Source organism: Actinomycetes bacterium (assembly GCA_036000965.1).
In the GTDB taxonomy this organism is placed as follows: domain Bacteria; phylum Actinomycetota; class CALGFH01; order CALGFH01; family CALGFH01; genus DASYUT01.
This window is the reverse complement of the sequence record DASYUT010000186.1, coordinates 17,888-40,700: the sequence shown is the minus strand read 5'-3', so window position 1 is coordinate 40,700 and position 22,813 is coordinate 17,888. Positions and strand designations below refer to the sequence as shown.

At 74.6% G+C, this 22,813-nt stretch carries 20 protein-coding genes; 13 read left to right on the top strand and 7 right to left on the bottom strand.

The window, feature by feature from the left end; translation table 11 throughout:
* The first annotated feature begins 1 nt into the window (after nucleotide 1).
* From VG276_17240 to VG276_17220, 5 genes are all read left to right on the top strand, one after another.
* A complete protein-coding gene (locus VG276_17240) occupies nucleotides 2-1,138 on the top strand; it encodes a cupredoxin domain-containing protein (protein ID HEV8651078.1) in 1,137 nt (378 codons plus the stop codon).
* A 227-nt stretch (nucleotides 1,139-1,365) separates the two neighbouring features.
* On the top strand, nucleotides 1,366-2,649 hold the full coding sequence (locus tag VG276_17235; GenBank protein HEV8651077.1) for an adenylosuccinate synthase: 1,284 nt from the start codon (nucleotides 1,366-1,368) through the stop codon (nucleotides 2,647-2,649).
* 3 nt (nucleotides 2,650-2,652) lie between these two features.
* The gene (purD, locus tag VG276_17230; GenBank protein HEV8651076.1) at nucleotides 2,653-3,921 is read left to right on the top strand and encodes a phosphoribosylamine--glycine ligase; all 1,269 of its coding nucleotides are present in this window, start codon (nucleotides 2,653-2,655) and stop codon (nucleotides 3,919-3,921) included.
* A gap of 297 nt (nucleotides 3,922-4,218) precedes the next feature.
* Nucleotides 4,219-4,803 (top strand): GrpB family protein, encoded by a 585-nt coding sequence (locus VG276_17225; GenBank protein HEV8651075.1) that lies wholly within the window; start codon nucleotides 4,219-4,221, stop codon nucleotides 4,801-4,803.
* A gap of 315 nt (nucleotides 4,804-5,118) precedes the next feature.
* Complete coding sequence (locus VG276_17220; GenBank protein HEV8651074.1) at nucleotides 5,119-6,225, top strand: histidine kinase; 1,107 nt, start codon at nucleotides 5,119-5,121, stop codon at nucleotides 6,223-6,225.
* A gap of 229 nt (nucleotides 6,226-6,454) precedes the next feature.
* Here VG276_17220 and VG276_17215 read toward each other — a convergent pair whose 3' ends face one another.
* The gene (locus tag VG276_17215; GenBank protein HEV8651073.1) at nucleotides 6,455-7,360 is read right to left on the bottom strand and encodes a hypothetical protein; all 906 of its coding nucleotides are present in this window, start codon (nucleotides 7,358-7,360) and stop codon (nucleotides 6,455-6,457) included.
* A 150-nt stretch (nucleotides 7,361-7,510) separates the two neighbouring features.
* Between VG276_17215 and purE the strand changes: the two genes are divergently transcribed.
* The 4 genes from purE (at nucleotide 7,511) to VG276_17195 (ending at nucleotide 11,757) form a co-directional block, all read left to right on the top strand.
* Entirely contained in the window at nucleotides 7,511-7,978 is a 468-nt protein-coding gene (gene purE, locus VG276_17210) for a 5-(carboxyamino)imidazole ribonucleotide mutase (protein ID HEV8651072.1), read from the top strand.
* A gap of 85 nt (nucleotides 7,979-8,063) precedes the next feature.
* The gene (gene purB, locus VG276_17205; protein HEV8651071.1) at nucleotides 8,064-9,431 is read left to right on the top strand and encodes an adenylosuccinate lyase; all 1,368 of its coding nucleotides are present in this window, start codon (nucleotides 8,064-8,066) and stop codon (nucleotides 9,429-9,431) included.
* Entirely contained in the window at nucleotides 9,428-10,324 is an 897-nt protein-coding gene (locus VG276_17200) for a phosphoribosylaminoimidazolesuccinocarboxamide synthase (protein ID HEV8651070.1), read from the top strand. Before purB ends, VG276_17200 begins: the two co-directional genes overlap by 4 nt.
* 38 nt (nucleotides 10,325-10,362) lie before the next feature.
* The gene (locus tag VG276_17195) at nucleotides 10,363-11,757 is read left to right on the top strand and encodes an aminotransferase class I/II-fold pyridoxal phosphate-dependent enzyme (protein ID HEV8651069.1); all 1,395 of its coding nucleotides are present in this window, start codon (nucleotides 10,363-10,365) and stop codon (nucleotides 11,755-11,757) included.
* 162 nt (nucleotides 11,758-11,919) lie between these two features.
* On the opposite strand, the gene VG276_17190 is transcribed toward VG276_17195, so the two are convergent.
* From VG276_17190 to VG276_17165, 6 genes are all read right to left on the bottom strand, one after another.
* Nucleotides 11,920-13,356, bottom strand: coding sequence for an AMP-binding protein (locus VG276_17190; GenBank protein HEV8651068.1), 1,437 nt, complete (start codon nucleotides 13,354-13,356; stop codon nucleotides 11,920-11,922).
* A gap of 5 nt (nucleotides 13,357-13,361) precedes the next feature.
* On the bottom strand, nucleotides 13,362-14,507 hold the full coding sequence (locus VG276_17185) for a cupin domain-containing protein (GenBank protein ID HEV8651067.1): 1,146 nt from the start codon (nucleotides 14,505-14,507) through the stop codon (nucleotides 13,362-13,364).
* 69 nt (nucleotides 14,508-14,576) lie between these two features.
* Nucleotides 14,577-15,305 (bottom strand): Phenylacetic acid catabolic protein, encoded by a 729-nt coding sequence (locus VG276_17180; GenBank protein ID HEV8651066.1) that lies wholly within the window; start codon nucleotides 15,303-15,305, stop codon nucleotides 14,577-14,579.
* Nucleotides 15,306-15,423: 118 nt separating this feature from the next.
* Complete coding sequence (locus VG276_17175) at nucleotides 15,424-16,362, bottom strand: SDR family NAD(P)-dependent oxidoreductase (GenBank protein ID HEV8651065.1); 939 nt, start codon at nucleotides 16,360-16,362, stop codon at nucleotides 15,424-15,426.
* Between the two features lie 277 nt (nucleotides 16,363-16,639).
* Nucleotides 16,640-17,860 (bottom strand): ATP-binding protein, encoded by a 1,221-nt coding sequence (locus tag VG276_17170; GenBank protein HEV8651064.1) that lies wholly within the window; start codon nucleotides 17,858-17,860, stop codon nucleotides 16,640-16,642.
* A gap of 59 nt (nucleotides 17,861-17,919) precedes the next feature.
* Nucleotides 17,920-18,573, bottom strand: coding sequence for a response regulator transcription factor (locus VG276_17165; GenBank protein HEV8651063.1), 654 nt, complete (start codon nucleotides 18,571-18,573; stop codon nucleotides 17,920-17,922).
* A 225-nt stretch (nucleotides 18,574-18,798) separates the two neighbouring features.
* Between VG276_17165 and VG276_17160 the strand changes: the two genes are divergently transcribed.
* The 4 genes from VG276_17160 (at nucleotide 18,799) to VG276_17145 (ending at nucleotide 22,811) form a co-directional block, all read left to right on the top strand.
* Nucleotides 18,799-19,461 carry a hypothetical protein gene (locus tag VG276_17160; protein ID HEV8651062.1) on the top strand — a complete coding sequence of 221 codons (663 nt, stop codon included), beginning with the start codon at nucleotides 18,799-18,801 and terminating at the stop codon, nucleotides 19,459-19,461.
* Nucleotides 19,458-20,726: a peptidoglycan-binding protein gene (locus tag VG276_17155; GenBank protein ID HEV8651061.1), complete on the top strand. Its 1,269-nt coding sequence runs from the start codon at nucleotides 19,458-19,460 to the stop codon at nucleotides 20,724-20,726. Before VG276_17160 ends, VG276_17155 begins: the two co-directional genes overlap by 4 nt.
* Complete coding sequence (locus tag VG276_17150) at nucleotides 20,723-21,535, top strand: ABC transporter ATP-binding protein (GenBank protein HEV8651060.1); 813 nt, start codon at nucleotides 20,723-20,725, stop codon at nucleotides 21,533-21,535. Before VG276_17155 ends, VG276_17150 begins: the two co-directional genes overlap by 4 nt.
* Nucleotides 21,536-21,605: 70 nt before the next feature.
* Complete coding sequence (locus VG276_17145; protein HEV8651059.1) at nucleotides 21,606-22,811, top strand: ABC transporter permease; 1,206 nt, start codon at nucleotides 21,606-21,608, stop codon at nucleotides 22,809-22,811.
* The last annotated feature ends 2 nt before the right edge of the window (nucleotides 22,812-22,813 follow it).

Genomic DNA, 22,813 nt, shown 5'->3' with positions numbered 1-22,813 from the left:
TATGGGACGACGGGTCAACGTTGCGCTGCTCGGGACCGCCTGGCTGCTCTGGGCGTGGGGATCGGTCTGGCTGGCGGCCGCCGCCCTCGCGCAGAGCGGCGAGCAGGCGGGCGCCCAGATCGTCGACTTCCGCTTCGAGCCCGGGACGACGACCGTCGCCCTGGGCACGACCGTGACCTGGACAAACCGCGGGGCGCGGCCGCACACGGTCACCGACCGCGGCGGGACCTTCGACACCAGGCCGATCGCGCCGAACGGCAGCGGCAAGGTGACGTTCACCGTGCCCGGCACCTATGCGTACTTCTGCCGCATCAACCCCGCCCGGATGAACGGCGTGATCGTGGTGCGGCAGGGCAGCGAGCCGTCCAGGGTGAACCGGGTCCAAGGCCTCGACCCGGCCCTGCCGGGCGAGAAGCTCCGCTTCGACCCGCCCAACCTGGAGGTCCAGGCCGGCTCCACCCTGCTGTTCGCCAACGTCGGCGGCAAGCCGCACACGCTGACCGCGGACGACGGCTCGTTCGACACCGGCGTGGTCGCCCCGGGGGCCGAGGGGGGCAGGTTCGCCGGCACGAACGCCACCATCACCCTCAGCAAGCCTGGCAAGTTCCCGTTCCACTGCGAGATCCACCCCGCCGCGATGCGCGGGGTGCTGACCGTCGCCGCCGGCGAGGCCGCACCGCCGGCCGCCGCGTCCAACGCGCCCCAGCAGGCGAGCGTGGCCATGCAGGACTTCCAGTTCGACAAGCCAGAGGTCTCGGTGGCGCCCGGGGGCAAGGTGACGTGGCAGAACGCCGGGGCCGCGCCGCACACGGCCACGTTCGACGACGTCCCGCTGGACACCCAGACCGTGGAGCCCGGGAAACAGACGACCCTCACCGCGCCCGACAAGCCGGGTAGCTACAGCTACAAGTGCGCCATCCACCCTGCCCGCATGCGCGGTGTGCTGGTGGTCCTCGGGCAGAACGCCGCCGACCCGACCCAGCCGGCCGCGGCCGCGGCCGGGAAGCCGCCGGCCGCGACCCCCGCGCCGTCGAAGGCCGGCCTCTCCTGGCTCGCGCTGGTCACCGGGGTGATCGGTGCCTTCGCCGGGGGCTTCGGGGTGTCGGCGTTCGTCAGGGGCCGGCCCAGACATGGGTAGCAAGCGCCTCAACCAGGGCACAGGCGCTCCTGAGGAGCCGTGAAGGGGGCCGCCCGGGCCGGGCACGCCACGGCACGCAGACCAAGGCGGTGGCCCGGCGCCTCCGGTCCTGGGCGACCTGGGGCGGCCGGGCTGCGTGGGGCGGCCTCGGCGTCTCTGGGGGTGGACCGGCCCTCCGAGGCATAGACTGGGGTCCCCGGACCCACCCGAACGAAAGCGAGCGGAGCATGCCCGGAACGATCCTGGTGGGCAGCCAGTGGGGCGACGAGGGCAAGGGCAAGGCCACCGACCTCCTCGCCGACCGGATGGACGTGGTCGTCCGCTACCAGGGCGGCAACAACGCCGGGCACACGATCGTGGTCGCCGGGCGCACCTTCAAGCTCCATCTGGTCCCCAGCGGGATCCTCTACCCGCACATCACCCCGGTGATCGGCAACGGCGTGGTGATCGACCCCGGGGTCCTGCTCGCCGAGCTGGCCGCGCTGGACGCCCAGGGGATCTCCACGGCCAAGCTGCTCGTCTCGGCCAACGCGCACCTGATCATGCCCTGGCACAAGGAGCGCGACAAGCTCACCGAGCGCTACCTCGGCGGCAACCGGATCGGCACCACCGGCCGGGGCATCGGCCCGGCCTACGGCGACAAGGCGGGCCGGCTCGGCATCCGGGTCCAGGACCTGCTCGACCCGAAGATCCTGGCCCAGAAGGTCGAGGTCGTGCTCAAGGAGCGCAACCCGCAGCTCGCCAAGGTCTACAACCGGCTGCCGATCGACCCCGACGCCGTGGTCGAGGAGTACGCCACCTACGCCGAGGCGCTCCGCCCGCGCATCGCCGACACCTCGCTCTACCTGTGGAAGGCACTCCGCGAGGGCAAGCAGGTCCTGTTCGAGGGCGCCCAGGGGGCGATGCTCGACGTCGACCACGGCACCTACCCGTTCGTGACCTCCTCCTCGCCGGTCGCCGGGGGGGCGCTGGCCGGGACCGGCGTCGGCCCGCGCGAGATCGAGCGGGTGATCGGCATCGCCAAGGCCTACACCACCCGGGTGGGCACGGGGCCGCTCCCGACCGAGCTGCACGACGAGCAAGGCGAGGTACTGCGCCGGGACGGGGCGGAGTTCGGCACCACCACCGGGCGGGCGCGCCGGTGCGGCTGGCTCGACACGGTGGTGCTCCGCTACGCGGCCCGGGTCAGCGGCCTCACCGAGACGTTCGTCACCAAGCTGGACGTGCTGTCGGCCTTCGACCGGATCCCGGTGGCGACCTCCTACCGGGTGGACGGCGACGTGACCGAGGACTGGCCGATGACCCAGACCCAGGTCCACCACGCGGTGCCCATCTACGAGCAGTACGAGGGCTGGCGCGAGGACATCACCGCGGTCACCCGCTACGCCGACCTGCCCAGGGCGGCCCGCACCTACGTCGAAGCGATCGAGAAGCTCGGCGGGGTGGCGGTGACCGCGGTGTTCGTCGGCCCCGGCCGCGAGCAGACCCTCGTCCGGGAGCCGGGAGAGTAGGCGGTGCGCGTCGCGGTCGTCGGTGGCGGTGGGCGGGAGCACGCCCTGCTCGCCGCGCTCGCGGCCAGCCCTGAGGTCGAGCGGCTGTTCGCCGTGCCCGGCAACGCCGGCACGGCCGCGGTGGCCCAGAACGTGCCAGGGGTCCCGGTCACCGACGGCGCCGCCTTGGCCGCCTGGGCCACTCGCGAGGCGGTCGACCTGACCGTGATCGGCCCGGAGGCGCCGCTGGTCGCCGGGGTGGCCGACGTGCTCGCCAGGCAGGGCCTGGCCGTGTTCGGCCCCACCGCAGCCGCTGCCCGGATCGAGGGCTCCAAGGCGTTCGCCAAGGACGTGATGGCATCCGCGGGGGTCCCGACCGCGGCGGCCGAGGCGTTCACCGACGCGTCCGCCGCGGTCAAGGCGCTCGACGACTTCGGCCCGCCCTGGGTGGTGAAGGCCGACGGCCTGGCCGCCGGCAAGGGGGTCACGGTCACCGGCGACCACGCCACGGCCAGGGCCGCGGTCGAGGACGCCCTGCTGGGCGGGGTCCACGGCGAGGCCGGCGCCCGCATCCTGCTGGAGGAGCACCTCGACGGGCTGGAGGCGAGCCTGTTCGCGCTCAGCGACGGGAAGACCGTGGTCCCCCTCGCGCCCGCCCGCGACTACAAGCGGGTCGGGGACGGCGACACCGGTCCGAACACCGGTGGCATGGGCGCCTACTCGCCGCTCGCCGACGTGCCCGACGCCCTCGTCGACCAGGTGCGGACCACGATCCTCGAGCCGACCGTGGCCGAGCTGGCCCGCCGCGGCACCCCCTACCAGGGCCTGCTCTACGCCGGGCTGGTCCTGACCGCCACTGGGCCGAAGGTGATCGAGTTCAACTGCCGCTTCGGTGACCCTGAGACCCAGGTGGTGGTGCCGAGGCTGGCCAGCGACCTGGCCGGGCTGCTGCGGGCCACGGCCGGCCCTCCGGGGCGCCTGGCCGGCGTCCGGCTCGCGTGGGACCCACGCGCCTGCGTGACCGTCGTGCTCGCCTCCGGCGGGTACCCGGGCCCCTACCGTCGCGGCCTCGAGATCCACGGGCTCGACTCCGCGCCTGCCCCGGGGGTGCAGGTCTTCCACGCCGGGACCAGCGCGGGCCCCGGGGGACGGACGGTCACCGCCGGGGGCCGGGTGCTCGCGGTCAGCGCGCTCGGCCACGGCGCCCCGGCAGCCCGGGCCCTGGCCTACGAGGCGGTGGAGCGGATCTGGTTCGAGGGTGCCCACTGGCGCCGCGACGTCGCCGGCGGCTGATCGGGGTCCGGGGCCCGGGGCGCTCGCGGTGGCCCGAGGCGCTTCCAGGGGCGCGGGGTGGCCCCAGGCTTCCAGAGGGCGCGGGCGGTCTCCAGGGGGTTGCGCGGCCGCTCAGGCTCCCAGGAGCCGCGGGCGGTCGCCCGGGCTCTCCTCTGCACGCCAGATGGGCTGGCCCCACCCGTCCGACCGGATGCGGGCCCTTGATTCGTTTGTCGGTGTTTGAGGTATATTTCCCACGTGGTGCCGCCTGCCACCCGCGGGGACGCACTGCCGAGAGGGGGCGCTGGGGGGTTCCGCATGCGTGCCGACGAGCGCTGCATCGAGCAGTACGACTACGTCCCGGTCGAGGTCCGCGAGCACGACCCGGCGGCTGCGGCCGTGGCCGAGCGGCTCGCCGGGCTGATTGCGGCGTGCCGTCCCGGCACGGCCGTCGAGCACGTCGGCAGCTCGGCGGTTCCTGGCATGGCCGGCAAGGGCACGATCGACCTGCTGGTGCCGGCGCCCGAGGCGGAGATCCCCGAGATCGCCGACGCCCTGGTCGGCATCGGCTTCCAGCGCCAGACCATCCGCGAGGCGTTCCCGCCCACCCGGCCCATGCTTCAGGGGGTCCTCCGCCACGGCGACAAGCCGTACCGGGTGCACGTCCACGTCGTTCCCGCCTCCAGCCCGGAGGTGGCAGCGATGCGCGGCTTCCGTGACGCCCTGCGGGCCGATCCCTGCCTGCGGCTCGGGTACGCCACGCTCAAGCGCGACATCGTGACCCGCGGGGTGACCAACTCGGTGGCCTTCTCCAAGGCCAAGCACGCCTACATCACCGCGGCCCTGGAGCGACTCGGCCTGCTGGCGTCGCCACCGGACGAGGGCGCCTGCTCGCCGATCTGACCGGTCCTACCCAGGAGTCCGTTTACGCCCTACGAGTTGCACGGGGCATCCCTTATGTTTGTACTCTTCGTCCCTGTACTGAACCGACCGTGTCCATGGAGTGAACCGATCGTTCCATCCCCGAGTTGGTCCGGACCGAGCTCGCCGCCGTGGGTCCTGGGCCAGAAAGGGTCTGCCACGAACCGGAATGCAGAGGGCAGCCGCTCTGCCGGGGCGTCTGCGCTGAGCCGCTCGCGGCTCTCGATCCGGCACGCGTTCGAGATCGACCCCCTGCTGGCCGACGGCCTGCTCGCCTTCGCGCTGGTCGTGCTCGGTGTGGTCGGGCTCCTGGCCGCTGTGGAGTCCGAGCCGGCCCCTGCCACCACCTCCTCCCCCCCGGCGCTGGCCGCGGTGCTGGTCATGTTCCAGACCACGCCGATCACCTGGCGCCGGCGGAGCCCCCTCACCGTGCTCATCGTCGTCGAGCTCGCGACCATCGCCTACCACCTGCTCCACTACCCGTTCACCGGAGCCGACCTCGGGGCCCTGGTCGCCTTCTACACGGTGGCCTCCAGGTACGACGCCCGGGCGGTGCTCGCCGCGGCTGCTGGGTTCGCGTGCGTCGTCCTCGCCCTCACCTTCCAGGGCCGGATGGGGTTCGAGCTCTTCGCGCTGCTGCAGGTGCTGTTCGCCGTGGCCTGGATCATGGGCGCCGAGCTGCGCATCCGGCGGACCCACACCGCGCTGGTCGAGGACCGGGCCGCCCGCCTGGAGCGGGAGCTCGGCTACCTGGCCCGGGAGGCGGTCGCCGACGAGCGCGCCCGCATCACCCGGGAGCTGCACGAGACGGTCACGGCCAACCTCAGCATGATCGTCGCCCAGGCGAAGGTGGCCGAGCGCGCCCTGCCGGTCGGCGCCGCACCGCCCATGGACGCGATCGACTTCATCAGGAAGACCGGCGAGCAGACCCTCGCCGAGCTGCGCCGGGCCGCCGACGTGCTCCGGCCGGAGGACCCGGTGGTGGTGCCGCCGGCCTCGCCGTCGGCCATGAGCCAGCTCGGAGCCCTGGTCACCGAGGTGAAGATGGCCGGGCTGCCAGTGGACGTCGTGGTCGAGGGCGATGCCCGGCCGCTGCCCGCCGAGGTGGACGGGTCGGCCTACCGTATCGTGCAGGAGGCCCTCACCAACTGCCTCAAGCACGCCGGCCCGGTCCGGCCCCAGCTCGTGATCCGCTACGGCGTCGACGACCTCGAGCTGGTGGTGACCGAGGACGCCGGCAGCTGGGAGGTCGATCCCGAGGCGGGCCGGCGCGAGAACCTGGGCTGGATGCGGCCCCGGTCCGCCGCCGGGCCGGGCGCCGCCGGGACGGGGCCCTCGGCCCCCGCCGGGGCCGGGCCCTGGCTCGATGGCACCTACGGGGTCCGCGCCCGGCTGCCCATCTGACCCCGTGGCCTGGTCCGGCCCGGCTGCCCACCTGGTCCCGTGGCCTGGTCCGGCCCGGCTGCCCATCTGGTCCCGTGGCTGGTGCGCCCGGGTGGTTGTCTGACCCCGTGGCCGGTGCGGCCCGGGTGGCTGCCTGACCCGAAGCCTGGTCCGCCGGGTGGCTGTCTGACCTGTGGCCTGGTCCGGCCCGGCCGGCCGGAGCAGGTCGCGGTCGGCCCGTCGCCGGCGGCTACGGGCCGGGCGTGGACACCCGGTCGTGCGCGAGGTACCGGAAGGCGCCGGCGACCAGGCCGATCCGCGTGTGGACGAGCCTGCCCGAGGCGGCGCCGCCAGGCGGCTCCCCGACAGCCTCGCTCCTGGCCGCGTAGTCGTCCAGGACGGCGGTGCCGGTCGCCGTCACCGTCACCCGGACGGTGCCGTGGGCCAGGTGGTCGCGGTGGGCGACCACGGCCGGCGGGCCACCGCCTGGGAAGCCGACCAGGTCGTAGGCGAGCAGCGCGCCCGGGCCCTGGGAGCGGAACTGGGCCAGGAGCGTCCGGCCGCCCGCCGACAGCGCGGGCGTGGCCACCCGGATCGCCGCCCAGGTCCTGCCCGCCCTCGGCTCGGTCGCGGCCAGGGACCGCTCCCAGGTGCCGCTCCCAGTGGGCGACCAGACCTGGAGGCCCAGGGCCCGCGAGCCGGGGGCGCGACCGCTCACCCAGACGACCGGCCGCCCGCTCGGGGCCAGGCTCGCCCGGCCGCACGCCGTGGGCACGAGCCCGGTCACCCGGACCTGGAGCTGGGCGCAGGCCAGGCCGCCGCTGCGGGCGACGACCCTGGCCCGGACCGGGGGCGCGGCGAGCAGCCGCCCGGAGGCCGGGACGGGGGCTCCCACGGTGGGCCCGGCCGACCCTGGCCCGCCCGGCCCGCCCGTGCCGGTGGTGCTCCGGCCGGGGACCGGCGCGCCGGAGCCTGCGTCCGTGCCGGAGGTCGCGTCCGTGCCCGCGACCGTGCTGGCCGGCGCTGCGGCAGGCGCCCCGGACGAGCTGGCCGACTGGCGGGCGCGGGCCCGGGACCCGATCTCGAAGCCGGCCGTCACCATCAGGACGGCGGCCACCACCACGGCCGCTCCGATGCCGAGATCCCGCCGGTGCATCCCGCCTCCTCATAGCCAGACGACAAGATCGAAACAATCAAGTAGCGCGAAAGGTATTCTGCGCGCTCTTCGGTCGACCGCAAGTCGCCAGGTACGGGCGGGGCCGGCATAGAATGCGCCGACCGGCCATGCACCGCGCGAGGAGTGGGAATGCCGCAGCCACGGGTAGGGATCGTCCTGGGCTCCAGCTCCGACGAGGAGAAGGCCAAGGCGGCCGCCGTCATGCTCGAGAAGTTCGGGGTCGACTACGAGATCGAGATCGCGAGCGCCCATCGCAGCCCCCGGCGGGTCGCCGACTACGCGGCCAGCGCCGAGGACCGGGGCCTCCAGGTCGTCATCGCCGCGGCCGGCCGGTCGGCCGCGCTCCCCGGCGTCATCGCCGCCCACACCACCCTGCCCGTCATCGGCCTGCCGATCTTCAGCCAGCACCTGGCCGGCGCGGACGCCCTCTACTCGATCGTGCAGATGCCGTCCGGGGTACCGGTGGCCACCGTGGGGCTGGACGCCGCCGCCAACGCCGGGATCCTCGCCGTACAGATCCTCGCCACCGCCGACCAGGGGCTGCGCAAGCAGCTTCGGGACTTCAAGCACCAGCTCTCGGAGGGGCTGCGCCTGTAGCGCCCCGCGTGGGCGGCTACGCTTGTCACGACCAGCTCAGCGCGCCGACGGCCCGGCCCCCCCGGGCTTCCCGAAAGGGTCCGCCGTGATCCCTCGCTACGTCCTCCCGGAGATGGGCGCGGTCTGGAGCGAGGCCGAGCGGTTCCGGCTGTTCGCGCAGGTCGAGGTCGCGGTGGTGCGGGCCCGGGCCCGCCGCGGGCTGGTGCCGGCGGAGGACCTCGCCGCCGTCGAGCTCGCACCGCCGCCGCCGCCCGAGCGCGTCCACGAGCTCGACGGCCAGCTCCACCACGACACCCTGGCCTTCCTCACCGCCTACGGCGAGGGCATCGGCCCGGCCGCCAGGCACGTCCACTACGGCATGACCTCCTCCGACCTGCTCGACACCGCGCTCGGGCTGCAGCTCACCCGCGCCTGCGACCTCCTCATGAGCCGGCTCGACCGGCTGGTGGAGGCCCTGCGCGACCGCGCGCTCGAACACCGCGACACGCTCTGCCTCGGCCGCACCCACGGTGTGGCCGCCGAGCCGACCACCTTCGGGCTGAAGCTGGCCGGGCACGCGTTCGCCTTCGACCGGGACCGGCGACGCCTCGCCGCCGCCCGCGAGGCGGTCGCGGTGGGGACGGTCTCCGGGGCGGTCGGAACCTACTCGAACCTGCCACCCGACGTGGAGGCCGAGGTCCTGGCCGACCTGGGGCTCCGTCCGGAGCCGGCACCGACCCAGGTGGTGGCGCGCGACCGCCACGCCGAGCTGCTCGCCGTCCTGGCGGTCGCCGGGGCGAACCTGGAGCGGCTCGCGGTCGAGGTCCGGCACCTGCAGCGCACCGAGGTCCGGGAGGTGGAGGAGCCGTTCGCGGAGGGCCAGAAGGGCTCGTCGGCCATGCCCCACAAGCGCAACCCGGTCGTGGCCGAGCGCCTCACCGGCGTGGCCCGGCTGCTCCGCGGCTACGCCGCGAGCGGGCTCGAGGACGTCGCCCTGTGGCACGAGCGTGACATCTCCCACTCCTCGGTGGAGCGGGTGGTGCTCCCGGACGCCTGCTGCGTGCTCGACTACGGCCTGGAACGGGCAGCCTGGCTGGTGGCCGGCCTGCGGGTGTTCCCAGAGCGCATGCGCGCCAACCTCGAGGCGTCCGGCGGGCTGGCCGGCTCCTCGGCCGCCTTGCTCGCCCTGGTCGACAAGGGCTGGACCAGGGAGGACGCGTACGCCGCGGTGCAGCGGGCGGCGATGGCGGCCTGGGAGGGCAAGGGCGGGTTCCGCGACCTGCTGCTCGCCGAGGCGGGCGTTGCAGACGCGTTCGGGGAGACCGGAGCCGGGGAGAGCGGAGCGGCCCTCGACGCGGCCCTCGACCCGGCCCGGTTCGTCGCCCACGCCGACCCCATCTTCGACCGTCTGGAGGCGATCCGGGACCAGGGCGGGCGCACCCAGGACCAGGCATTCAAAGGAGGAGCGCCATGAGCACCGCCCTCGAGCCTGACGGCCTTCGCCACCTCGCCTCCGGCAAGGTGCGCGACCTCTACGAGGCCGACGCCGGCCACCTGCTGCTGGTCGCCTCCGACCGCATCTCCGCGTTCGACGTCGTGCTCGACGACCCGGTGCCCGGCAAGGGGGTGGTGCTCACCGCGCTCACCCAGTTCTGGCTCGAGCAGCTCGCCGACCTGGTCGGCAACCACCTGGTCGGCTGGCGCGCCTCCGAGCTGCCCCCCGGCGCGAGGCACCTGGCCGGCCGGGCGATGCTGGTGCGACAGCTCGAGATGGTCCCGATCGAGTGCGTGGCCCGCGGCTACCTGGCCGGGTCGGGCTGGAAGGACTACCAGGCGGGTGGCACCGTCTGCGGCATCCCGCTCCCCACGGGCCTGCGCGAGTCCGAGCGGCTGCCCAGCCCGCTGTTCACCCCGGCGACCAAGGCGGTCACCGGCCACGACGAGAACATCTCGGAGGCCCGCATGGCCGCGCTGGTCGGCGCCGAGCTGACCAGCCGGCTCCACCAGCTCACCGTCGAGGTCTACCGGCGCGGGGCCGAGCACGCAGCCCGCCGGGGCATCCTGCTGGCCGACACCAAGCTCGAGTTCGGCCTGGCCGACGGCGAGGTGGTGCTGGCCGACGAGGTGCTCACCCCCGACTCGTCGCGCTTCTGGCCGGCCGGGGCCTGGGAGCCGGGGCAGTCGCCGCCCTCGTTCGACAAGCAGTACGTGCGCGACTGGCTCGAGGTCCAGCCGTGGGACAAGACCCCGCCCGGACCGCCCCTGCCCCCCGACGTGATCGCGGGCACCGCGGCCAGGTACCGCGAGGCCTACGAGCGCCTGGCCGGCCGCACCCTGGCCGACTGGCTGGCCGAGGCCCGCTCCTGACCTCGCGGCGCATGGACCTGAACGACACTCCGCGGCGCATGGACCTGAACGACGCGGTGGCCGCCGCGCTCCGGTTCGGGGAGTCGTGGGAGGGGAGCTTCGAGTCCTTCGAGCGCCATCCCGCCCTGGCCGTCGACGCCGCCCGCCTGGGCGCCGCCTGGGAGGAGTACACCCGGCGGCTCGAGGACAACTACCCGTTCTTCCACCCCAGGTACGCCGGGCAGATGCTGAAGCCCGCGCACCCGGTGGCCGTGGCCGGCTACCTGGCCGCGATGCTCATCAACCCCAACAACCACGCCCTCGACGGCGGCCCGGCCACCGGCGCGATGGAGAAGGAGGTCGTGGCCGACCTGGCGGCGATGTTCCGGCTCCCGGCCGGCGCGCTCGGCCACCTCACCTCGAGCGGCACGATCGCCAACCTCGAGGCCCTCTGGGTGGCCAGGCAGCTCCACCCGGGCAAGGCGGTCGCCTTCAGCGAGGAGGCCCACTACACCCACGAGCGGATGTGCGGCGTGCTCGGGGTCGACACGGTCAAGGTGCCGGCCGACGGGTCGGGCCGGATGGACGCCGACGCCCTCGAGCGGGTGCTTGAGACCGGCTCCGTGGGCACGGTCGTGCTCACCACCGGCACGACCGGCCTGGGCGCGGTCGACCCGGTCGACGAGGTGCTCGCCCTGCGCGACCGCTACGGCTGCCGCCTCCACGTCGACGCCGCCTACGGCGGCTTCTACGCGCTGCTGGCCTGGGCCGGCGAGGAGGGCAGGGTGATCGGTGCGCCCGCGGCCCGGGCGCTGCGGGCCGTCGCCGAGTGCGACTCGGTGGTGGTCGACCCGCACAAGCACGGCCTGCAGCCCTACGGGTGTGGGGCGGTGCTGTTCCGGGACGCGTCCGTGGGCCGGCTCTACAAGCACGACTCGCCCTACACCTATTTCACCTCCGACGAGCTGCACCTGGGCGAGATCAGCCTGGAGTGCTCGCGGGCCGGGGCGGCCGCCGGGGCGCTCTGGCTCACCCTGCGGGTGCTCCCGCTGCGGGCCGGCAAGGGCCTCGGGCCGGTGCTGGCCGCCGGGGCCCTGGCCGCCCGGGCCTGGGCCGCCCGCATCGACGCCAGCGACGAGCTGCTGCTCGGCAACGACCCGCAGCTTGACATCGTCACCTTCTACCCGGCCACCCGGGAGCGGTCGTGCACCGCGGTCGACGCCGCCTCGGCCCGGCTGCTCCGGGCCGCCATGACCGACCCGTCCCCGGTGTTCCTGTCGACGCTGCGGATGCCGGCCGCGCGCCTGCGCCAGCGCGACCCCGACCTCGTCCCCGACGCCCCGGCCGCCCGCGTCCTGCGCAGCGTGCTGATGAAGCCCGAGCACGAGCTGTACGTGGACACCCTCCACGCCGAGGTGACCCGCCTGGCCAGGCAGGCGGCGGCCGGGGCCTGAGCGAGCCCCGGGACCGTCGTTCAGACCCAGCGTAGCGCCAGCGCCTCGGCGACCTGGCCGGGAACTGGTCGGCCTCAGCCTCTGCTGCGCTCCGCATGACGTTCGCGCGCCTGCCAGGCCGGAAGCTCATGCTGACCTGCAGCCGGCACTACGACCGGTAGGTCACTCCCGGAGGTCACGGACCCGGCGGGCCTTGCGTTCGGTGCGGGGAAGGACGCCGTGGGGGAGGACCTCCACCACCGGGCGGAGCTCGCAGCGGGAGACGATCTCGCTTTCGACCAGGCGGGCGACGGCGGGGTGGCGGCGGGCGTCGACGTCGCGGCGGACCTCGACGCGCACGGTCAGCACGTCGAGGTCGCGTCGGCGGTCGACGACCACCTCGAACTCCTCGCCGACCTCGGGCACCCGGCGCACCGCGTCCTCGACCGCGCTCGGGAACAGGGTCACGCCCCGCACGTTGAGCATGTCGTCGGCCCGGCCGGCGAAGCCGCCCAGGGCCCGGGCCGAGGTGCGGTCGCAGGCGCAGCGGTCGCGGACCAGCCGGGTCCAGTCGCCGACCAGGAAGCGCAGCTGCGGTGACGCCTCCGAGTGCAGGCTGGTCACCACCGAGACGCCCCGCTCCCCGTCGGGTACCGGGGCGTGGGTGACCGGGTCGACCACCTCCCACAGGTGGGTGTCCTCGGACAGGTGCAGGCCCGGCTCGGCGCCTGGCCCGAGCTGGGCCACGGCGGCGCAGGTGTGGGCGCCGGCCGAGGGCGCCGCCTCGGTGCAGCCGTAGAACTCGTGCAGCTCCGCGCCCCAGCGGGCCTCGAGCCTGGCGCGGGTGGACGGCACGCTGATGCCCGGCTCGCCGGCGCAGAACAGGAAGCGGACCGAGGTGGAGGCCGGGTCGATGCCGAGCTCCTCGGCCACCGCGGCAAGGTACAAGGCGTACGAGGGCGTGCAGGCCAGGACCGTCGGCCGGTAGCTGTCGATGAAGCGGGCCCGCGTGCGGGTGTCGAGCCCGCCCGCGGTCACGATCGGCACGCCCATGCGGTTCAGGGCGTAGTGCACGCCCCAGAGCCACACGTGCGGCCCGTAGCCGAAGGCGAGCATGGCCGAGTCCCGGCCGGGCCGGAAGCCCATCGCCCACATGGCCCGGGCGCCGATCCACGACCAGGCGACGCGGTCGAACGCGGTGTAGCGGAACACCCGGGGCAGGCCGGTGGTGCCCGAGGTGGCAAAGACCTGCCAGCCGCGCTCGGCCCAGACGGCGTCGTCCACCGAGGTGTAGGTGCCCCACGGCGGGTGGGCCGCCACGTCCTCGGCCATCTCCTGCCTGGTGGTGACCGGCAGGTGGGCGAGGTCGTCGACCGAGCGGACGTCGCCCGGGTCGATGCCGGCCCGGTCGAGCCTGCGGCGGTAGAACGGCACGCACTCGTAGGCGAAGCGCACGGCCGCGCGCAGCTTGGCGTCCTGCACCGCGCGGAGCTCGTCCGGGGACATGGTCTCCAGGCGCTCCGACCAGAAGCGTGGACCGGAGGGCCGGTCGAGGTCGAGCTGGTGCCGCTCGGCCTGGGCCAGCCACGCCGCCCGCTGGACCTGGTTGACGGCGCCCACGCCGGTCAGAAGTCGCCTGTGACCGCTTGAGGCCCGTCCACGGGCAGGACCCGCTCGAGGCCGAGCGCCTCCAGCACCGGCTCGTCGGTGATGGCGAACAGGATCGCGTCGCCGCCGGGAGCGTGGTGCTCGTGCACGGCCCAGGGCGGCAGCGCCAGGATGTCGCCTCGCCGCCAGGAGAACCGCACCCCGTCGATCACGGTCTCGCCCTTGCCACGGAACACCTGGTAGACGGTGGAGTGGACGTGCCGGTGGGCGCGCGTGCGGGTGCCGGCCCGCAGCAGCTGCACGGTGGCGGCGATGGTGGGCAGCACCGGCCCGCCCGTGCGCGGGTTGGTGAAGCGCAGCAGCACGTCGTCGAAGGGGTCGCCGGGGTCGTCCCGGCGCGCGCCGAGCGCGGCCGCGGTCGCCGCCCACGGGTAGTGGAGCAGCGGCGAGCGGGGCGCCGGCCGGGTGCCCACGGGCGGCTCGGCCGCGCCCTGGCCGGCCGCGACCGGGGGCAGGACCGCCGCTGCCGGCAGCAGGCCGGGGGAGCCGAAGGCGCGCGCCGAGCCGTGCCGGTCGAGGACCGGCTGCAGCTCGTCGACCGGGTAGAGCTCGAAGAACACGGCGTCCAGGTAGCCGGCCAGGGGCAGGTCGAGCCCGTCGAACCACATCATCGGCTGGTCGGACTCGTTCTGGTGGTCGTGCCAGGTGTAGGAGGGGGTGAGCACCAGGTCGCCGGCTGCCATGTTGCAGCGGTCGCCGTCCACGGTCGTCCACGCCCCGGTGCCCTCGACCACGAACCGCAGCGCCGAGGGGCTGTGGCGGTGGCCGGGCGCGGACTCGCGCGGGCCGAGGTACTGCACCGCCGCCCAGAGCGTCGCGGTCGCGCCGTAGACGCCGGGCAGGCCCGGGTTCATGCAGCCGAGCACCCGCCGGTCCCCACCCCGGTGGATCGGCACCAGCTTGCCGGCCTGCTCGGCCAGGCGGGCCAGGCTGTCGAAGCGCCACAGCCACGCCTTGGGCCGCGGCCTGGGCTCGAACGGCATGATCTTGGCGTTGATCCGCCAGAGGGCTTCCAGGTGCTCGGCGTGCAACTCGGCGTAGAAGTGCTCCAGCGCGCTGTTGTCGCCGCCGGCGAGGAGCGCGGGATCGACGTGCTCGGTCATGGTGAACTCCTGTCCAGCGGGGGCGGCCGCCTCCGGCTCCTGAGCCCCCGCCCCAATCGGTGCGGATGCTCAGTTCTCGGCCGGGTAGGTGGTCGCGACCTCGGGCAGCCGCAACCCGAGGTCGCCCTCGACGAACGCCCGGGAGCGCTCCAGCCAGTCCGCGCGCACCTCGTCGTTGGTCCGCTGCTTGACTCCCCAGCGCCGGAACAGCTGGTTGTTGGCCGACTTGGAGCGCCCGAAGAACGCCGGCAGCCCCGGGAAGATCCGGTCGATCGACGCCTGCACCTCGGCCCGGCCCGCCTCGGTCTTGACCGCCTGCCGCAGCCGGGACTGCCCGAAGCTGGTGTGGAACCGCTCCTCGGGCATCAGCGCCGCGGCCAGGTCCCGCAGCGGGGTGTAGGTGCAGGCCAGCAGGTCCTCCATCTGCACGACCTCAGCCAGGTCGGCCAGCCCCTTGATGACCAGGAAGTCGGTCCAGTTCGTCATGGGCAGGTCGAAGATCGACAGGTGCCTGGCCCCCTCCTGCTCGGGCAGGCCCAGGGCCCGGGCCAGGGCGGTGAACTTGAGGTGGTGGCCGTACTCCTCCATGGCGATGCGGCAAGCCAGGTACTTCTCGTTGGGCTGCCCGGCCAGGGCGATGGCGGGCTCGTCGAACAGCTCGGCCCCGGCCAGCTCGTTGCGGCAGTGGCTGAGGATCACCTTGCCGACCGCGGTGATGTACTCGGCAGGGAGCTGCCTGGCCTCGTCGGGCCCGGTGACCATGCCCTGGAACGGGCTGGCCACGTCGGTCGTGCCCATCGCCTGGATCCTTTCGTATCGTCAGGGTCGCGGCGGTCGTGTCGCGGGGACCGCGGCGGTCGTGTCGTCGGGGGGCGCGGCCGGCGGTCGTGTCATCAGGGGCGCGGCGGTCGTGTCGTCAAGGGAACGTACCGGTCGTGTCGTCAAGGGAACGCACCGGCACGGGCGGGCCGCCGAACAGGTCGAACTCGTCCTCGAGCGGGGTGAAGTGCGCGGCCAGCGGCGGCTCGGCCAGGCTGTCGAGCGTCTCCCGGGTCCAGCCGCCCTCGGCCACGAGCCGGGCGACCGGCCGCGGCTGCGACCAGACGAGCAGCTCGCCGCCGCGGATGCCGAGCACCTGCCCGGTGACCCGGCCGCCGTCGGGCGAGCAGAGCCAGGCCAGCAGCGGGGCGGCGTCCTCGGGCCTGGCGCGGTGGGCGTCGCGCAGGTAGGCCTCGAGCCTGGGCGTGGCCGGCGGGATCGACTCGGTCATGCGGGTGTAGGCGAACGGCAGCACGAGGTTGGCGGTGACCCCGGACCTGGCCCCCTCCAGGGCGAGCACGCGCATGAGGCCGAGCAGCCCGGCCTTGGCCGTCGCGTAGTTGGCCTGGCCGACCGCGCCCACCAGGCCGGCCGCCCCGCCGACCAGCACCACGCGGCCCCGGCCCGATTCCTTGAGCGCCGGCCACACGGCCCGCACGCACGCGAACGCGGCGTCCAGGTGCACCGCAAGCACCGAGCGCCACGCCTGGGGCGTGAGCTTGGCCAGCGAGCGGTCGGCCAGGTTGCCGGCCGCGTGGACCAGCGCGGCGGCCCGGCCCAGCTCGGCGGCTGCGACCGCGATCGCCTCCACGCCCGAGGGGTCGGTGACGTCCACGGGCAGCGCCCGCGCGGTGCCGCCCTCCGCGCCGATCTTCCCGGCCACGCGGGCGGCCGGCTCCGGGTCGGTGCCGCTGCCGTCAAGGGCCGCGCCCGAGTCGGCCACCACCACGGCGAAACCGTCACGCCCGAGCCGCCGGGCCACGGCCGCCCCGATCCCGCGGCCTCCCCCTGTGACGATCGCGACCTCGTCGGCCACTGGTGCACGCTTCCCTTCGGGCCAGGAGGCGGGCCCGGGCAGCCCGGCCCCGCGGGCCTCGAACCTCAACGTAGGGGTTCCGGCCCTGATCGACAAGGCCACGCCGTGGGCGGCAGGCCCGCTGCCAGGAGGTTCCTGGATCCAGGGGTCAGCTCTGCTGCCAGGGGCTTCCTGATCCGGGGTCGGGTCTGCTGCCAGGGGCTTCCTGGTTACGGGGTCGGGCCTGCTGCCAGGAGCTTCCTGGATTCTGCTGCCAGGAGCTTCCCGGATTCTGGGGTCAGCCCGAGGCGGGCAGGCGCACGGTCACCTCGAGGCCGCCGTGCGGGAGGGCGCGAGCCAGCGCCTCCCCACCGTGGGCCTTGGCGACCGAGCGGACGATCGACAGGCCGAGGCCGGCGCCGTCGGCCGAGGCGGTGCGGCCGGTCAGCCGCTGGAACGGCTCGAACAACGAGGTCACCTGCTCCGTGGGGATGGGCACGCCCCCGTTGGCGACCTGCACGAACGCCGCGCCCCGGGAGCCCGGCCAGGCGCTCCGCTCCCTTCCGGTGGCGACCTCGAGCCAGCCGCCGGGCTGGTTGTGGCGCACGGCGTTCTCGACCAGGTTGGCGACCAGACGGTCGAGCAGGACCCGGTCGCCGGCCACCGGTGCGGGCGCGAGATGGGTGGTGACCTCGATCCCGAGCGGCCCGGCGTCGCGCCGGGCCAGGGAGAGCGCGTCGCCGGCGGCCTCGGCGAGGTCGGCCGCGTCCCTGGCCCGCAGCTCGCGCTCGCTGCGGGCCAGGGTGAGCAGGCTCTCGATCAGGCGCTCGCTGCGGGCGGTCGCGTCGCGCACCCGCTCGGCCATGGCCCACAGCTCGGCCGGGGTCGACTTGGGGTTGGCCAGGGCCACGTCGACCTCGGTGCGGGCGATGGTGAGGGGGGTGCGCAGCTCGTGGGAGGCGTTGGCCACGAACCGGCGCTGGCTCTCGAAGGCGGCGTCCAAGCGCTCGAGCATCGCGTCGAAGGTGTCGGCCAGCTCCTTCAGCTCGTCCCCGGGACGGTCCAGGTCGATCCGCTCGTGCAGGTTCTGGCCGGAGAGCCGCTTGGCCGTGGCGGTGATCTCCTGCAGGGGCCGGAGCACCCGCCCGGCCACCACCCAGCCGAGCCCCACTGACACGAGCGCCATGCAGGCCAGGGCCACCCCGGACCCGTACAGCAGCCGCCGCTCCGCGGCCACCTGAGCCTGCTGCTGGAGCTCTTTCAGCGCCTCGGCCAGCGGGCGGCCGTCGGGGGTGACCTTCTCCCCGAGGGCCGACGGCAGGAACTGGACCACACCTTCCGCGGACGTGCCCGGCGAGGACTGCTCGGCCTGGAACGCGATCTGCCGGGGCAGGGGCGTGAAGTTGGCCCGTACGATCGTGTAGGTCAGGGCGAGCAGCCCGGCCCCGGCGGCCAGGAACAGCCCCCCGTAGAGGAGGGTGAGCCGCAGCCGCACGCTGGGACGGAACGTGACCCGCACGGCGGGCCAGGCCTGCGTGAGACGGGCCGGCCACGCGCGCTCGAGGCCGGGCGGCGGCGTCACAGCCGGTACCCCACGCCGATGACCGTCTCGATGAGCTGGGGCCGGCCGAGCTTGCGGCGCAGGTTCATCACGGTGACCCGCACGGTGTTGGTGAAGGGGTCGGTGTGCTCGTCCCAGACCCGCTCAAGCAGGTCCTCGGCGCTCACCACGGCGCCGCCGGCCGCCAGCAGCACCTCGAGGACCCCGAACTCCTTCCTGGTCAGGTGCAGGAAGTGGCCGTCCCGGGTGGCCTCCCGCCTGGCCGGGTCGAGCCGCACGTCGTACCGTTCGAGCACCGGCGGGAGCGCCTCCCCGGTGCGCCTGGCCAGTGCCCGGACCCTGGCCACCAGCTCGCTGAACGCGAACGGCTTGCCGAGGTAGTCGTCGGCCCCGATGGTGAGGCCGTCGACCCGGTCGTCGACCGACCCGGCCGCGGTCAGCATGAGCACGCGGGCCGTTGGCGCGCCCGCGGTGAGCTTCCGGCAGACCTCGTCGCCGTGCACCTTGGGCAGGTCCCGGTCGAGCACGACCACGTCGTAGCGGTTGAGCGTCGTCTTCTCGAGCGCGTCGGCGCCGTCGAGGCTGACGTCCACCGCCATCCCCTCGTGCCTGAGCCCACGCGCGACGGCATCGGCCAGCACGACCTCGTCCTCCACGACGAGCACGCGCACCCGGACCGCTCCTTCCCCTCGCTCGTTCCCGGCCTCGCGCTGGGTTGGACCGGTCGCCGCCGCACGTGCCGGGGGGCAGGGCCGGCGGCGACCGGCCCTGCAACGGTGCTCCTCGGCTCGTAACGACTGCATAAGGCATTCACGAGACGGAGGCGTTACGGCACCTGGCGTTGACTGCCGGCGGCGGGTGCGACCGGCGCACCCCGGAGCGAGGAGACCCGCAGGATGAAGACAGGGACGAACCGCTGGCCGCCTGGCCGGGGCCGGGTCGGCCGGGGCCGGGTCGGCTGGGGCCGGAGCGGCCGGGGCCGGGTGGCCGTCGTCGCGGTGCTCGCCGCCGCGCTGCTTGCCCTCGCTGCGACCGGCTGCGCCGGTGACGGCGACAAGGGCAGCGGGGTCGCGAGCCTCAGCCAGGCGAGCAAAGCCAAGCAGCCCGACACCGGCACGAAGGCGGGCGAGAAGAAGGACGCCCAGCAGAGCGCCATCGACTTCGCCAAGTGCATGCGCCAGCACGGGATCGACATGCCCGACCCGAAGGTCGACGGTAACGGCCTCATGAAGATGGAGGTCGGCGAGCGGGGCGGCAAGCCGGCCGACCCCAACAAGCTGAAGACCGCCCACCAGGCGTGCCAGCAGCACCTCCAGAACGGCGGCGAGGGGCCGCGCCAGCCCGACCCGAAGATGCAGGACCAGATGCTGAAGTTCGCCAGGTGCATGCGGGAGCACGGCATCGACATGCCCGACCCGTCGCCCGACGGCGGGCTGGTGGTCCAGGACGGCAAGGCCGCCGGCCCCGACTCGTCGAAGTTCAAGGAGGCCGAGCAGGCTTGCCAGTCGCTCATGCCCAAGCTCGCCGCGAAGGCCGAGGACACCGGAGGCACCCGGTGAGCGCCGGCGGGACCGCCGACTCGGGTGCGCGCACGGGCGGCGAGGCCGGGGCGCTCGACACCCGGACCGCGCCCGCCGACGTCGACGCCCGCCTGCCGTCCGAGCCGCCCGTGCTCGACGGCCACGGCCCCGCCGGCCAAGGGGGCGGCCGGCCGGCCGCGCCCCGCCGGGGCCGGGCCGCTCGCCGGCTGGCCGCGCTCGCGCTGGCCGTCGTGGTGGTGGCCGCGGCGGTGGCCTGGGTGGCCGCGCGCCGGGGCTCGGGCGACGGCGGCGCGGATGCCGCGGGCCAGCCCAGGTCCACCACGACCGCGGCCGTGGTCAAGCGCGACCTCAAGGCCCAGGAGGCGGTGAGCGGCACGCTCGGCTACGGCGATGCCCAGACGGTCCTCACCGGCCGCCAGGGCACCGTCACCGGCCTGGCTGCCGAGGGTAGGGTGCGGAAGCGCGGGCAGAACCTCTACCGGGTCGACAACGAGCCGGTCCCCCTGTTCTACGGCAGGATCCCGTTCTGGCGGGCACTCTCCAGCGGCGTCGACGACGGGCCGGACGTCGCCCAGCTCGAGCGGAACCTGGCCGCCCTCGGCCACGACCCCGACCACGAGATGACCGTGGACCAGCACTTCACCGCGGCCACCAGGGCGGCCGTGAAGCGCTGGCAGAAGGCGCAGGGGCTCGAGCAGACGGGCACGTTCGACCCGGGGGACGTCGTGCTGGCCTCCGGCCCGGTACGGGTCGGCAGCCTCAAGACGAGCCTGGGCGCCTCGGTCGGGCCCGGCGGGCAGGTGATGGAGGTCACCTCCACGAGCAAGCAGGTCACCGTCGACCTCGACGCGACCAGGCAGGCCTACGTGAAGGCCGGGGACGCGGTCGACGTCGACCTGCCCGACGGCCGGACGACCACCGGCAAGGTGGTCAAGGTCGGCAAGGTGGCGACTGCGAGCGACGACGGCTCGGGCGCCGGTGGCGGCGGCTCCGACGGGTCGGCAACGGTCGCGGTGACCGTCTCCCTCGACCGCCCCTCGGACGCCCCCGACCTGGACAAGGCCCCGGTCGACGTACGGATCACCACCCAGACCCGCAAGGGCGTGCTCGCCGTGCCCGTGAACGCGCTGCTCGCCCTCAGCGAGGGCGGCTACGCGGTCGAGGTGGACGAAGGCGGCGCCCGGCGCCTGCTCGGGGTGCGCCTGGGCACCTTCGCCGACGGCCTCGTCGAGGTCAGCGGCACCGGCCTCGCTGAGGGCATGCAGGTCGTGGTGCCCCAATGATGCGGGCGGGCGCGTCCCAGACGGTGCCCGGGGGGGAGGGGCGCCAGACGGAGGCGGGCGCGTCCCAGACGGTGCCCGGGGGGGAGGGGCGCCAGGCGCGGGTGGTCGAGCTGTGGGACGTGGTGAAGCGGTACCCGGGGCCGCCCGAGCTGGAGGTGTTGCGGGGCGTCAGCCTCACCGTGGCCGCGGGCGAGATGCTGGCGATCGTCGGGCCGTCCGGGTCGGGGAAGTCGACCCTGCTCCACATCCTGGGCACCCTCGACCGGCCGAGCTCGGGCACGGTGGCGATCGCAGGGCACGACGTGCAGGGGCTGTCCGACCGCCAGCTCTCGTCCCTCCGGGCGCGCAGCATCGGCTTCGTGTTCCAGCAGTTCTTCCTGCTCGACGGCATGACCGCGCTCGACAACGTGGCCACCGGGCTGCTCTACACGGGCCTGGCGCCGGGCGAGCGCCGGCGCCTGGCCACCCTGGCCCTGGGGCGGGTCGGCCTCGGGCACCGGCTCGGCCACCACCCGGCGAAGCTGTCGGGCGGCGAGCGCCAGCGGGTGGCGATCGCCAGGGCGGTCGTGAATCGCCCGGCCGTCGTGCTCGCCGACGAGCCGACCGGCAACCTCGACTCGGCCAGCGGCGCGGAGGTCGTTGCCCTGCTCGAGGAGCTGAACGCCGACGGCACCACGGTCGCGGTCATCACCCACGACCGCGACATCGCCGAGCGGCTGCCGCGGCGGGTGGACCTCCGGGACGGGCGCATCGAGCACGACAGCGGCCCGGCGCCCAGCCCGGCTCCCCGGCAGGAGGCGGGACGATGATCCACGCGTCCAGCCGGGTGGTCGGGCTGGCAATGAGCTTCCAGGTTGAGTGTCGGCAGGAGGTGAAGCGATGATCCGCACGTCCAGGGGGAGCCCGGCCGCGAGCCGCCTGCACCCGCGCGACCTCGTGAGCGTCGGCAGCATCGGCCTGCGCACCCGCAGGCTGCGGGCGGCGCTGTCCGCGCTCGGCATCGCCATCGGCATCGCCGCCATGGTGGCGGTGCTCGGCATCTCGGAGTCGAGCAGGGCCGACCTGCTCGCCCAGCTCGACCGGCTCGGCACCAACCTGCTCACGGTCAGGCCAGGGCAGACCTTCGGGGGCGACGACGCCAAGCTGCCCAAGGAGTCGGTCGGCATGGTCGGGCGGGTCAACCCGGTGCAGGGCGTCGCCGCGACCGGGAACGTCGACGCCAGCGTGCGCCGCACCGACAAGATCCCGAAGGCCGAGACCGGCGGGATCAGTGTGCTCGCGGCCGACACGCACCTGCTCGACTCGCTCGGCGGCACGGTCGCCAGAGGCGCCTTCCTGAACGGCGCGACCGCACGCTACCCGGCGGTCGTGCTCGGGGCCAAGACGGCCGAGCGGCTCGGCATCGACCGGGTGGGCGCCCAGGTCTGGCTGGGGGGCCGCTGGTTCACGGTCGTCGGCGTCCTCGACCCGGTCGCCCTCGCGCCCGAGATCGACCGGGCCGCGCTGGTCGGCTTCCCGGTGGCGGAGTCGCTGCTCGGCTTCGACGGCTCGCCGGGCACGGTCTACGTGCGTTCCGACCCGGACTCGGTCGAGGCGGTGCGCGACGTCCTGGCCGCCACCGTCAACCCCGAGAACCCCAACGAGGTGCAGGTGAGCCGGCCGTCGGACGCGCTCGCGGCCCGGGCCGCGGCCAACACCGCGTTCACCTCGCTGCTGCTCGGGCTGGGCGCGGTCGCGCTGCTCGTCGGCGGGGTCGGCATCGCCAACGTGATGGTGATCTCGGTGCTCGAGCGGCGCTCCGAGATCGGGCTGCGCCGCGCCCTGGGTGCGACCCGGCGCCACGTCGGCGTGCAGTTCCTGGCCGAGGCGCTGCTGCTGTCGCTGCTCGGCGGCCTCGCCGGCGTCGCGGCCGGGGCGCTCGTCACGGGTGGCTACGCCGCCAGCCGCTCCTGGACGGTGGTGGTGCCCGCCCTGGGCATGACCCTCGGCCTGGCCGCCGCCCTCGTGATCGGCGCCGTGGCCGGCCTCTACCCGGCCATGCGGGCGGCCCGCATGTCGCCCACGGACGCCCTGCGCACGGTGTGAGC

Excerpts from the sequence above, each read along its gene's own strand:
- VG276_17240 (HEV8651078.1), top strand. The coding sequence starts at position 2 with ATGGGACGACGGGTCAACGTTGCGCTGCTCGGGACCGCCTGGCTGCTC.
- VG276_17235 (HEV8651077.1), top strand. The coding sequence starts at position 1,366 with ATGCCCGGAACGATCCTGGTGGGCAGCCAGTGGGGCGACGAGGGCAAG.
- VG276_17225 (HEV8651075.1), top strand. The coding sequence starts at position 4,219 with ATGCGTGCCGACGAGCGCTGCATCGAGCAGTACGACTACGTCCCGGTC.
- VG276_17215 (HEV8651073.1), bottom strand. The coding sequence starts at position 7,360 with ATGCACCGGCGGGATCTCGGCATCGGAGCGGCCGTGGTGGTGGCCGCC.
- purE (HEV8651072.1), top strand. The coding sequence starts at position 7,511 with ATGCCGCAGCCACGGGTAGGGATCGTCCTGGGCTCCAGCTCCGACGAG.
- VG276_17200 (HEV8651070.1), top strand. The coding sequence starts at position 9,428 with ATGAGCACCGCCCTCGAGCCTGACGGCCTTCGCCACCTCGCCTCCGGC.
- VG276_17195 (HEV8651069.1), top strand. The coding sequence starts at position 10,363 with ATGGACCTGAACGACGCGGTGGCCGCCGCGCTCCGGTTCGGGGAGTCG.
- VG276_17185 (HEV8651067.1), bottom strand. The coding sequence starts at position 14,507 with ATGACCGAGCACGTCGATCCCGCGCTCCTCGCCGGCGGCGACAACAGC.
- VG276_17180 (HEV8651066.1), bottom strand. The coding sequence starts at position 15,305 with ATGGGCACGACCGACGTGGCCAGCCCGTTCCAGGGCATGGTCACCGGG.
- VG276_17160 (HEV8651062.1), top strand. The coding sequence starts at position 18,799 with ATGAAGACAGGGACGAACCGCTGGCCGCCTGGCCGGGGCCGGGTCGGC.
- VG276_17150 (HEV8651060.1), top strand. The coding sequence starts at position 20,723 with ATGATGCGGGCGGGCGCGTCCCAGACGGTGCCCGGGGGGGAGGGGCGC.
- VG276_17145 (HEV8651059.1), top strand. The coding sequence starts at position 21,606 with ATGATCCGCACGTCCAGGGGGAGCCCGGCCGCGAGCCGCCTGCACCCG.